General features: G+C 63.5%; 11 protein-coding genes. 4 read left to right on the top strand and 7 right to left on the bottom strand.

Annotated features, from left to right (window positions below; all coding sequences use genetic code 11):
* Positions 1 to 177 precede the first annotated feature (177 nt).
* Entirely contained in the window at positions 178 to 546 is a 369-nt protein-coding gene (locus AC5ZG1_RS37755) for a DUF2946 family protein (protein ID WP_496135933.1), read from the top strand.
* Between the two features lie 102 nt (positions 547 to 648).
* Positions 649 to 3030 carry a TonB-dependent receptor gene (locus AC5ZG1_RS37750; RefSeq protein ID WP_496135932.1) on the top strand — a complete coding sequence of 794 codons (2382 nt, stop codon included), beginning with the start codon at positions 649 to 651 and terminating at the stop codon, positions 3028 to 3030.
* A gap of 58 nt (positions 3031 to 3088) precedes the next feature.
* Here AC5ZG1_RS37750 and AC5ZG1_RS37745 read toward each other — a convergent pair whose 3' ends face one another.
* The 4 genes from AC5ZG1_RS37745 to AC5ZG1_RS37730 are packed head-to-tail and all read right to left on the bottom strand — an operon-like array spanning position 3089 to position 6306.
* Positions 3089 to 3601 carry a GNAT family N-acetyltransferase gene (locus AC5ZG1_RS37745; RefSeq protein ID WP_028167472.1) on the bottom strand — a complete coding sequence of 171 codons (513 nt, stop codon included), beginning with the start codon at positions 3599 to 3601 and terminating at the stop codon, positions 3089 to 3091.
* Between the two features lie 48 nt (positions 3602 to 3649).
* A complete protein-coding gene (locus AC5ZG1_RS37740; protein WP_496135931.1) occupies positions 3650 to 4609 on the bottom strand; it encodes a glycosyltransferase family 2 protein in 960 nt (319 codons plus the stop codon).
* Between the two features lie 17 nt (positions 4610 to 4626).
* Entirely contained in the window at positions 4627 to 5772 is a 1146-nt protein-coding gene (locus AC5ZG1_RS37735; RefSeq protein WP_456646222.1) for a hypothetical protein, read from the bottom strand.
* A gap of 57 nt (positions 5773 to 5829) precedes the next feature.
* Positions 5830 to 6306 (bottom strand): NUDIX domain-containing protein, encoded by a 477-nt coding sequence (locus AC5ZG1_RS37730; RefSeq protein WP_035691794.1) that lies wholly within the window; start codon positions 6304 to 6306, stop codon positions 5830 to 5832.
* 145 nt (positions 6307 to 6451) lie between these two features.
* On the opposite strand from AC5ZG1_RS37730, the gene AC5ZG1_RS37725 reads away from it, so the two are divergent.
* Positions 6452 to 7339 (top strand): metallophosphoesterase family protein, encoded by an 888-nt coding sequence (locus AC5ZG1_RS37725; protein ID WP_208821660.1) that lies wholly within the window; start codon positions 6452 to 6454, stop codon positions 7337 to 7339.
* A 5-nt stretch (positions 7340 to 7344) separates the two neighbouring features.
* Here AC5ZG1_RS37725 and AC5ZG1_RS37720 read toward each other — a convergent pair whose 3' ends face one another.
* The 3 genes from AC5ZG1_RS37720 to AC5ZG1_RS37710 form a co-directional block, all read right to left on the bottom strand.
* Positions 7345 to 7902 carry a hypothetical protein gene (locus tag AC5ZG1_RS37720; protein WP_028167477.1) on the bottom strand — a complete coding sequence of 186 codons (558 nt, stop codon included), beginning with the start codon at positions 7900 to 7902 and terminating at the stop codon, positions 7345 to 7347.
* 211 nt (positions 7903 to 8113) lie between these two features.
* Positions 8114 to 8323 (bottom strand): DUF4170 domain-containing protein, encoded by a 210-nt coding sequence (locus AC5ZG1_RS37715; RefSeq protein WP_028167478.1) that lies wholly within the window; start codon positions 8321 to 8323, stop codon positions 8114 to 8116.
* 25 nt (positions 8324 to 8348) lie between these two features.
* A complete protein-coding gene (locus tag AC5ZG1_RS37710; RefSeq protein WP_028167479.1) occupies positions 8349 to 9986 on the bottom strand; it encodes an isocitrate lyase in 1638 nt (545 codons plus the stop codon).
* Between the two features lie 201 nt (positions 9987 to 10187).
* Between AC5ZG1_RS37710 and AC5ZG1_RS37705 the strand changes: the two genes are divergently transcribed.
* Complete coding sequence (locus tag AC5ZG1_RS37705) at positions 10188 to 11633, top strand: helix-turn-helix domain-containing protein (protein WP_496135930.1); 1446 nt, start codon at positions 10188 to 10190, stop codon at positions 11631 to 11633.
* The last annotated feature ends 308 nt before the right edge of the window (positions 11634 to 11941 follow it).

Raw genomic sequence — 11941 nt, 5'->3', positions numbered from 1 at the left:
ACAATCACACAGCCTCAACTGATCGCGCGACGCTCGCCCGAGCCGCGGTTGACACTGCCATCTCCTTCCGATGTTATAATGTAACATCGGGCCGGTCAGGGTAGGCCGTCCCCCCGGGGTGGGCATAGATTCGTGAAGTGGATTCGAAAACACGTCAAACTTGGCGCGCGGCTGGCGTTGTTCGCGCTCGCCGTCCAGTTTGTGCTGTCGTTCGGCCACTTCCATCCGGCGCAGGCCGCTCCCGCGCTCCAGACCGCGACATCGCAGACCGACTTTCTTCGTGCCGCGGACCTCGTGGTCACGGATGCGGCGAGCCTGTCCGCGCCCCAGCAACAATCTCCGCACCAGGATAACCATCAGCAGCCCGCCGACGGCTGCGCCATCTGCGCCGTCATCACGATGGCGCACGGCATGCTGTTCGCAACGCCTCCGGTGCTGTTGCTGCCGCAGGCGATCGAACTTCTCCAGCTCACCACCGAAGCCGGCTTCGCCCATCTCGGCACCGCCCATCGAGCGTTCCAGTCGCGCGCGCCACCCCTCTCCTGATCGATTGACCGAACCGCCTTCGCACGCCCGCTGCTCAAGCGAGATGCGAAGCACATCGCAATCGGGTCCGTCGGCGCGGCCGACGACAGCAGGATCAGGAAAATGGGATTCAAGAAAAAACGAGCTTTCCACATCGGTGGAGCAAGCTGGCTGGTACTATGCGCGCTCGGCAGCGGCGCGATCGCTCAGGATGCACCCGCAGCGGCGCCGGCAACGCAACTGCCTGACATCAACGTGACGGCACCAAGTCCGATCGTGCGGCGCCACCGGGCCGTTGCTCCGGCGCGCGCCCCCATTCGCGCCGCGCGCAGCACGCCCGGCCGCAATCGCGAGCGCGTAGCCCAACAACCGCAGCCCGCGCCGGCCGCGCCGCCAGCGCCACAGCAAGGGGTGCTGCAGGTCGTGACCGATCAGTTCGCAACGGTCACCGTGGTGCCGAACGAGGAAATTCGCCGCGAGGGCACCGCACAGCTCGGTGACCTCCTGTTTTCCAAACCGGGCATCACCGGCTCAACCTTTGCGCCGGGCGCTTCGAGCCGGCCGATTATCCGAGGGCTCGACGTCAATCGCGTTGGAATCATCGAGAACGGCAATAACGCCGGCGGCGCCTCGGATCTCGGTGAGGATCATTACGTGCCGGTTGATCCGCTCGCCACGAACCAGGTCGAGGTCATTCGTGGTCCGGCGGCGATGCGTTACGGCTCGACTTCGATCGGAGGCATCGTCAGCGCGGCCAACAACCGCATTCCGGACGCCCTTCCCTCATGCGCGGCCCCGCCGTTCCAAAGCTACGGCCTGCCGGCGAAAGCGCCGCTGGCCGGCGCGCCTTCGTCACCTTGCGTGAACGTCGAGACGCGAACAGCGGTTAACTCCGCCGACCGTGGCGTCGACGGCGGCATCCTGCTCGATACCGGCGCAGGCAATTTCGCGTTTCACGCCGACGCCTTTGGTCGCAAGGCCGGCGATTACGACATCCCGAGCTATCCCTACTTGTTCGACCACTCGAGACCGGTGAACTACCGCCAACCGAACTCGGCCATGCAGGCGGATGGTGCTTCGATCGGCGGCTCCTATATCTTCAATGGCGGCTTCATCGGCGCCGCAATCACCCAAAACGATACACTTTATCACATCCCCGGTATCGACGGCGCCGACCATCAGACCCGGATCGACGCACATCAGACCAAGATCACCATGAAAGGCGAATACCGGCCGGATGCCGCGGCCATCGACGCAATCCGTCTCTGGGCCGGCGCGACCGACTACAGACACAACGAGCTTGGGCTGGCGGATCCAGCCAATCCCTTCAGCGACGGCGTACGTCAGACCTTCACCAACAAGGAGCAGGAGGCCCGCGTCGAGGTGCAGTTGATGCCGTTCAATGCGCGCTTTGCCGACGTGACCACCGCGTTCGGCCTGCAGGGCGGCCACCAGGAATTGACCGCTCCGAGCGCGGACGATCCCGGTTCGCTATTCAACGGCCTGTGGAATCCGAACAACAACAACCGTATCGCCGGCTACGTCTTCAACGAGTTCAAATTCTCCGAGACGACCAAAGCGCAGATCGCCGGCCGTATCGAGCATGTCGAGTTGCACGGCTCGACGCCGAATTTCCCACCCGACTTCCTGCCTGACGGCAATCCGCAGTTCAACATCGCCCGCAATCCATCCTTTACGCCGAAGAGCGGCAGCATCGGGTTGATCCAGAACCTGCCCTACGATCTCGTCGGCAGCATCACCGCACAATATGTCGAGCGCGCGCCAAAGCCCGCGGAACTGTTTTCGCGCGGACCGCATGACGCTACCGCCACCTTCGATATCGGCAATCCCAACCTGACGATCGAGACCGCGAAATCGATCGAGATCGGTCTGCGCAAGGCGACCGGACCGTTCCGCTTCGAGGCAACCGCCTACTACACCCATTTCGACAATTTCATCTTTCGCCGGCTCACCGGCGTGATGTGTGACGGGGACTTCAATTCCTGCGGCGCGCCCGACGGTGAATTGAACCAGGCGGTCTATTCCCAGCGCAACGCCACCTTCCGCGGCGGCGAGTTCCAGAGCCAGCTCGATATCGGGCCGCTCTATAGCGGCATCTGGGGCATCGAGAACCAGTTCGACATCGTCCGCGCCACATTCAGCGACGGCACCAACGTGCCACGCATTCCGCCGATGCGCCTCGGTGGCGGCGTCTATTGGCGCGACGACAACTGGTTCATGCGCGTCAACCTGCTGCACGCGTTTGCACAGAACGACGTCGCTCCGATCGCGGAGACGCCGACGGCGGGCTACAACCTGCTGAAGGCGGAGGTCAGCTACAACACCAAGCTCGACCAGTCCTGGATCGGCGCACGCGAGATGACGGTCGGCCTCGTCGGCAACAACCTGCTCAACGAGAACATCCGCAACTCCGTCTCCTATACCAAGGACCAGGTGCTGCTGCCCGGCATTGGCGTCAGGGCCTTTGCGAACCTGAAGTTCTGAGCCGGTTCCTTCTCCCTCTTTCGCTTGCTGCGGAAGAGGGAGAGCACGGTGACTTCCTCTACCGTGCCTTGCTCCAATCGGGGCCGATCGGACCGGAGACGTCGGCGAAGGCGCCCTCCACCAGTTCGGCCACCAGCAGGCGGTTGTAGTCGACCGGACCGGGCATGGTCGCCCTGCCCTTCGGGACCACCTTGAAGCCGACGCGGCTGTAGTAAGGCTCGTCGCCGACCAGGATCACGAGGCGGTGCCCTTTGGCCTTGGCATCGGAGAGCGCGCGGTCGAGCAGCGCGCGGCCGACGCCGCGGTCACGAAACGGCGGCTCCACGGTCAATGGGCCCAGCATCAACGCCGGCGTGTCGCCGATCATGACGGGCAGTTGCCTGACCGAACCGACCAGGAGCGTGCCGATGCGCGCGGTGAAGGACAGATCGAGCAGATGGTCGACATGTTCGCGCAGCCGATAGGCGCTAAGCACGAAACGGCCGGGCCCGAACGTGCGTTCGTGCAGGCGCTCGATCGCCTGGGCGTCGTTCGGCGTTTCCGGCAGGATGGTCAGCGACAAATCACTCATGGTGATGCGCGGGATAGCACCTGGATCGGGCGCGGTCCATCGCCCGCGTCATTTCTTGTTAATACCCGGCTGGGACAGATAGGCGAGCAGCTTCATCTCGCGGCGGCCGCGGGTCACCGTGTCAAGCACCAGCCCTGATGAGACCGACAGCATCGCCACGATCATGAGGCCGGTCGACAGCACCGCCGTCGGCAGCCGTGGCACGATGCCCTCTTCGATGAACGTGATGACGATCGGGATCGCCAGCACGATCGAGATCAGCGCGAGGACCACGCCGATGCCGGTGAAAAACCGCAGTGGCTTCTCCGAACGATAGAGCCTCAGGATGGTTCCGAGAATCCGAAACCCGTCGCGCCAGGTGTTCAGCTTGCTGACCGATCCCTCCGGCCGGGCATAATAGGGCGTCTCGATCTCGCCGACCGGCAATGCCAATTCCAGCGCATGGACGCTGAGCTCGGTCTCGATCTCGAAACCGTCCGACAGCACCGGAAAGGACTTGACGAAGCGGCGCGAGAACACCCGATAGCCGGACAGGATGTCGCGGAATGCGTGGCCAAACACGGCGGACAGGAAGCCGGTCAACATCCGGTTGCCGGTGCGGTGGCCTCTTCTGTAGGCGGCCGCGGATTGATCGATCCGGACGCCGACCACCATGTCGAGATGATCGTTCACCAGCATCTCGATCATGCGCGAGGCGCTCGGCGCGTCATAGGTGGCATCGCCATCGACCAGAACATAGATGTCCGCATCGACGTCTGCGAACATCCGCCGCACCACATGTCCTTTGCCTTGGCGCCGCTCGCTGCGGACCTCTGCACCCGAGGCACGCGCGATCTCGGCGGTGCGGTCGCGCGAGTTGTTGTCATAGACGAAGATCTGCGCCTCCGGCAGCGCATTGCGGAAATCGGAAACCACAGTGCCGATCGCCGCTTCCTCGTTGAAACACGGCACAAGCACCGCGACGCGCAATGCGGACGCCGCCATCGCCACCGTCGCTGACCGAGCCATGACGTCCTCGCTCACCATCAGGCACCCGCTTTTTGCGGCACGCGAAAATCATCCGCGAGCTTCGGCGCCCAATGATCCAGGGTAGCGAACAACAACGTCCACAATGACAGCATGACAATCGGGATCACGTAATAGGGCGTGAAGACGGGATGGCTCGTGAAGAAGATCAGATTGATGACGAGGTTAAGCGCGACCACGGCGACGATCTGTCGTGTCGCCACGCGCCCCCCTGACCGCCACAGCGCCACTACCCAGGCGATCGCAATCAGCAGCAGCGGGAATTGCGCATCCCGCACATATTGCAGCAGGACGGACGCATCCAATGCCGGCGGCACCGCGTCGACACCGCCATAGGTGGTCGAGAACGGGCTTCCCGCATTGATCGCATTCGCAATCATTGTCGGTGCCATGCCGATCAGGAACGCGATGCCGAACGAAAGACCTTGCCAAAAGGTGTTCATGTTCCGTGCGCGCAGGAAGGCGATAAGGAAGAACACCGCATAGCCTGCCGACAGAAACAGGTTCGGCAGACGGAAATTGACGGAAAGGCCGATCAACAAGCCGACCGACGCGGCAAGCAGGATGCGACGTGCGCCGCTACTCGCAAACAGCCGCGCGGTCAGGAATCCAGTCAGCGCGCAGACGATCATGGTCGGCGCCACGGAATAGCTTGCCTTGGTCGGGTTGATCATCAAATAGAGCGCCACGATACCGAACAGGCCGGCGAGCACGACAGCGGAACGCGTGGCAGCGCGGGCCAGGGCAAGCAGCGCGACGGCGAAAATCGCGATCGACGCGGCGGCATAGAGCGGAGTCACCTGGAAGCCCGACGGAAACAGCGCGAGCACAAAGCCGGTGCCGGGCGGATATTGCAGCACGACCTTGTTCAACGCCGCCGTCAAGGTGTGGCACGGCCAGCGCGCGGGATCGCCCGGATCCGGGAAGTGGATCTCCTGGAGTTTACGCAGTGTGTAGCCGTCGTCATCCCTGACGACGTTCGTGTCCAGGCCGCTGGCGCCGAACCGCTGGAACAGATGCGCCTGGCGGAGGTAGCAGATGTCATCGTAGACGCCGCGGCTTTCGTTCCATTTCGAGATTGTCCAGATGTTGCTGATCAGGATCAGCAGCAACACGACGCCGAAGGCGGTTTTCAATTGTTTCATCCGGCCCCTGTCGCGGCGTTCCATCTTCAAGGTTGGGTCTTCTAGCACAAGCCGTCGCTAGCGCCATGTGGCGATCGGCGCCCCGCCATCGAGCACTTCGGCGATCCGCAGGCGGGTACCGGGCGTGGTGTCGGCGGGCAATGCCGCCGGATCGAAGAAACCGGTGTCCACGATCTCATGGTTCGGCTCCGGCAGGCGGTCCTGGCGGTACTGCCTGATGACGTAGACCGCGACATGGTCGCGGCGGGAGACGTGGCTGTTGAGGAAGACACCGTGCAGCACCGGGGCGCCCACAAGCTCGATGCGCCCCTCCTCCTCGAGCTCACGCCGCAGCGCTTCCATCAGCGTCTCGCCGACCTCGACGCCTCCGCCCGGCAGATACCAGCCGCTGACATAGCTGTGCTTGACCAGGAACACCTTGTTCTCGTGGTTAAGCACGACCGCACGCACGCCGAGCGTCATGCCGCGTGCCAGCCGAAAATAGAGATGGAACACCCGCCTGAGCTGCGGCTCGTAGCGCTTGCGCAAATCCATCAGAAACGTCACGAAAACCTCGACTGGAACGACAACGACGTTTGATCCTTGCGCGGAAGCCGCCCGCTTGCCAATAGAATGCGGACCATCAGGGAATAACCATGCCGCGGCTGTATATCACGGACAGGCCAACAGGGACGGAATGATGGCGGCGTTTCGGTTGGCGCATCTGTCCGATCCGCATCTGCCGCCGCTGCCGGTGGCGCGGCTGCGCGACCTCGCAGGAAAGCGCGCCTTCGGCTATCTGAACTGGACCCGCAACCGGCACAAATACCATCGGCGCGAGGTGCTGGATGCGCTGGTGGCGGACTTGCAGGGGCAACATCCGGATCACATTGCGATTACCGGCGATCTCGTCAATCTGGCGCTGGAGACGGAGTTCAAGCCGGCGCGCGCCTGGCTCGAGAGCGTCGGCCCGCCGGATCGCGTGACCGTCGTTCCCGGCAATCACGACGCCTATGTGCGGGCGACGCGGCATCGCTTCGCCACGACCTTCGCCGACTATCTGCGCGGCGATGGCGCAGATGGCGCCGCATTGTTTCCGTTCCTGCGCCGGCGCGGTCCGGTGGCCCTGATCGGGACATCCTCCGCGGTGCCGACGCCGCCCTTGATGGCGACCGGATGGCTCGGCCACGCGCAGCTCGCGGCGCTCGAGCGGATGCTGGCGGAGTTGTCGACCGAAGGTGCCTTCCGCGTGCTGCTGGTTCATCATCCCCTGCATTCGGATGCGCGCGTCAAGCGGCTCACCGACTCGCACAAGCTGCTCGATCTCATCAAGCGATACGGCGTGGAATTGATCCTGCACGGCCATGACCACATCCATTCCACGATGTGGTTCGACGGCCCCAGCGGCAAGATCCCGGCGATCGGCGTGCCCTCGGCTTCGGCGCTGCCGCGCCATCACTATCCGGCGGCGGCGTATAATCTGTTTTCGATCGAGCGCGACGGCAATGCCTGGCGCTGCGAGCAAGTGGTGCGCGGGATCGGCGACGACCTGCGCGTCGGGCGTCTGAGCGACACGCGGCTGGTGTGACGCTGCTAGAGATTGCCCAGGCTCGCGAACAGGGCGAGGCCGAACAGCGCGAGCGCGCCGAGGATGAAGCCGAGCAGGAACATCCCGAACCCGCGGCGGCGCCGCGGCTTCTCGGCGGGCACGGGCTCCGCCACCTTCGCCGTCGCCACCATCGCATGCTCGCGCTCGATCATGCGGCGGGCAACATAGTCGGTGACGGCATCGACGATGACAGGCACATCGTGCGATTCGGCGAGTACGATGCGGCCGAAGCGGGTGTCCTGCACGAAGCGGTAGACCCGCTTGTCGCGTCCCATCACGACATGGGCAACGACATCGATCCACAGCCGCGGCGTCTCGCCCTGGCTGATGCCGCGGTCGAACAGATCGACCTTTTCCGGCACCTGCGCAAACAAGGGATCAAGCGCCTCGTTCAAGATTTCCAGCCGCGCGACCTCGGCATCGCGCAGTTCGACGACGACGCCGGTGCGGTCCGCAGCCTCGATCCGCGCCTTGCGCAAGGCTTCGCGCAGCGTCGGCCGCATCTCGCTGGCGGCATTGCCGGTATTCTGGGCGTCCGACATCCCTTGCGGCCTCGTCCTGACGGGTTCTACGCCTATTAACCTATCAGTAACCGTTACGTCCGCAAAGGCCGTTGGTTCCCAAGGGGTTATCGCGCGACTTATCCCCAAGGGGCCTCAAAGGGGCGTCCCGAAATCAGACAGCCCCACCCGGAAATCCGGATGGGGCCGTCCGTCCTTGGACGTCTTCTTCTACGCTTGACCGTCGGCAGCCTCAGGCGGGGACGCGGGAGGGCTCTTCCACGATGGAGAAGCGCACGCCGGCCTTGTGGCGGTTCTCTTCCGACACTTCGCGCCAGCAGTCCTCCGCTTCCTTGCGGGTCTTGAACGGACCTTTGACCTGGGCCGAGCCTTCGACGAGCTTATGGAAGTTCATCGAACCGAACTCACCGCCGATCACCCAGAAATTGCTGCCTGTGGTCATGATAGTCTCCTGATCGATTCAACCGTTAGCCGAACTGGTTCATCGTGTTGTGGACGCCGCCCGCCTTCAGAGCGGCTTCACCCGCGAAATATTCCTTGTGATCGTCGCCGATATCCGAGCCGGCCATGTTCTGATGCTTGACGCAGGCGATACCCTGACGGATCTCCTGGCGCTGAACGTTCTTCACGTAGCCAAGCATACCCTGCTCGCCGAAATACTCCCTTGCGAGGTTGTCCGTCGACAGAGCTGCCGTGTGATAGGTCGGCAACGTGATCAGATGATGGAAGATGCCGGCACGCTTGGCTGAATCGGCCTGGAAGGTGCGGATGCGCTCGTCGGCTTCGATTGCCAGCGGCGTGTCGTCGTATTCCGCCTTCATCAGCTCGGCACGGTTGTACTTGCTGACGTCCTTGCCGGCTTCCTTCATTGCATCGTAGACCTGCCAACGGAAGTTGAGTGTCCAGTTGAACGACGGCGAGTTGTTGTAGGCCAGCTTCGCGTTCGGGACCACCTTGCGGATCCGATCGACCATCTTGGCGATCTGCTCGATATGCGGCTTCTCCGTCTCGATCCACAGCAGATCGGCGCCGTTCTGCAACGAGGTGATGCAGTCCAGCACGCAGCGGTCTTCGCCGGTGCCGGGGCGGAACTGATAGAGATTGCTGGGCAGCCGCTTCGGACGCATCATCTTGCCGTTCTGGTTGATGATGACATCGCCGTTCCGAGCGTTGGCGGCCGTCACTTCCTCGCAATCCAGGAAGCTGTTGTACTGGTCGCCGATATCGCCGGGCTTATGGCTCACGGCGATCTGTTGCGTGAGGCCGGCGCCGAGCGAGTCGGTGCGGGTCACGACGACGCCGTCTTCGACGCCGAGCTCAAGGAACGCGTGACGGCAGGCGCGGATCTTCGCCAGGAACACCTCATGCGGCACGGTGACCTTGCCGTCCTGGTGGCCGCACTGCTTCTCGTCCGAGACCTGGTTTTCGATCTGCAGGGCGCAGGCGCCCGCTTCGATCATCTTCTTGGCGAGCAGGTAGGTCGCTTCCGCGTTGCCGAAGCCGGCATCGATGTCAGCGATGACGGGCACGACGTGGGTCTGGAAGTTGTCGATCTTCTCGATCAGCGCCTTTTCCTTGGCCTTGTCGCCTTCCTTGCGGGCGGCGTCGAGCGCGCGGAAGATATCGTTCAGCTCGCGGGAGTCCGCTTGACGCAGGAAGGTGTAGAGCTCCTCGATCAGGGCCGGCACCGAGGTCTTCTCGTGCATCGACTGGTCGGGCAGCGGTCCGAACTCGGAGCGGAGCGCGGCGATCATCCAGCCGGACAGGTACAGATAACGGCGATCGGTCGTGCCGAAATGCTTCTTCACCGAAATCAGCTTCTGCTGGGCGATGAAGCCGTGCCAGCAACCCAGCGACTGAGTGTACTTGGTGGGGTCGCCGTCATAGGCGGCCATGTCGGCGCGCATCAGCGCCGCGGTGTAGCGGGCGATATCGAGGCCGGTCTTGAAGCGGTTCTGCAGCCGCATGCGCGCCACGGCCTCGGCGGTCACACCGTTCCACGTGTCCTTGGTCTTGAGGAGTGCTTCGGCGGCTTCAATCTCGCTCAGATAGGAAGCCGGTCCCTGGATAGCCCGGTCGCTGATCCCACGTGGCTGGTAGTTCATGTCCGTGATCCTTGTCTTTGCCGTTCGTACTTCGATCGACATTCGTGACAGTGCATTGCGAAATGCGTGTCAGGAGCTAAACGCGAAGCGCTTGAATTAGTACAGATACCTTGCATTCTATTGGTGATGTGATGTAACATCTGTTTTTGTGTGGAATGTCATTTTGTAAGTTTTGTAAAAATTTAGGCCAGGAACACTGCCATGCCTGCCGAGTCCGGAAAAAAGCTGTTTGTCGGCCCCCGATTCCGCCGGATCCGGCAGCAATTGGGGCTGTCGCAGACCCAGATCGCCGAGGGGCTTGGCATTTCCCCGAGCTACATCAACCTGATCGAGCGCAATCAGCGCCCGGTGACAGCCCAGATCCTGCTCCGCCTGGCGGAGACCTACGACCTCGACCTGCGCGATCTTGCGACCGCCGACGAGGATCGCTTCTTCGCCGAGCTCAACGAGATTTTCTCCGATCCGTTGTTCCGCCAGATCGACGTTCCCAAGCAGGAACTGCGTGACCTCGCCGAACTCTGCCCCGGCGTGACCCACGCGCTGCAGCGGCTCTATGCCGCCTATACCGAGGCGCGCCGGGGCGAGACCCTGGTCGCCGCCCAGATGGCCGACCGCGACGAAGGCGCCCGCTTCGAGGCCAACCCGATCGAGCGCGTGCGCGACCTGATCGAGGCCAACCGCAACTATTTCCCAGAGCTCGAGACCGCGGCGGAAAATCTGCGCGACGAGCTGAACGTGGCGGCCGACGGGCTGTTCGCCGCGCTCTCGGCGCGGCTGCGCGAAAAGCATTCGATCGTGACCCGGATCATGCCTGTTGACGTGATGCGCGAGACACTGCGGCGCTTCGACCGCCATCGCCGGCAGCTCCTGATCTCCGAGCTGGTCGATACGCCGAGCCGCACCTTCCAGCTCGCGCTGCAGATCGGGCTCGCCGAATGCGGAGCAAGCATCGATTCCATCGCCGGTCGCGGCGGGCCGCTCGACGATGCGGCGCGGCGGCTCTACCGCATCACGCTCGCGAACTATTTCGCCGCCGCCGTGATGATGCCCTACCAGCCCTTCCTTAGCGCCGCGGAGGCGCTGAGCTACGACGTGCATGTGCTGGCGCAGCGCTTCAACGCCGGCTTCGAGCAGATCTGCCATCGCCTCACCACGCTGCAGCGGCCGAACGCGCGCGGCGTCCCGTTCTTCATGCTGCGCGTCGACAATGCCGGCAACGTGTCCAAGCGCTTCTCCTCCGGCACGTTTCCGTTCTCGAAATTCGGCGGCACCTGCCCGCTGTGGAACGTGCATTCGACTTTCGACACCCCGGACCGCCTGCTCAAGCAGGTGATCGAGCTCCCCGACGGCACGCGCTATTTCTCGATCGCGCAGATGGTGCGCCGGCCGATCGCCCCGCATCCGCTGCCGCAGCCGCGCTTTGCCATCAGCCTTGGCTGCGAGATTCGCCACGCCTCGCGCCTCGTCTACGCCGCCGGCATGGACCTCGAAAAGGCCGAGGGCACGCCGATCGGCGTCAACTGCCGCCTCTGCGAGCGCGAGAACTGCGCCCAACGCGCCGAGCCGCCGATCACGCGCACGCTGATCCTGGACGAGAACACGCGGCGGGTGAGTTCGTTCGCCTTTTCGAATGCGCGGGAGTTGTGAGAGGCCGTAGGGTGGGCAAAGGCGCCCCTGCGCCGTGCCCACCATCCAGCGCCGCGCTCGGGATGGTGGGCACGCTTCGCTTTGCCCACCCTATAGGTCTCACGTTGTGTCGCGCGCTCTCCTCCGCCGTCAGGGTCGGATTTGAATGTCAAACAGCGTGAGGGATGCGAGTTCGCGTTCTCGCGGCGCGTTGCGTCCGAGTTTTGCTTCACTTTCCACCCTCCTCGATAGCAGAGGGCGCAGGGAAAGCCGGGTGCTGGTTGCACCCATGGGTCCCGTGCAACAAAAAGCACGGGGGTAGGACCACA

This window comes from Bradyrhizobium sp. Leo78 (assembly GCF_059512425.1).
This window is presented reverse-complemented; position numbering and strand designations above follow the sequence as displayed.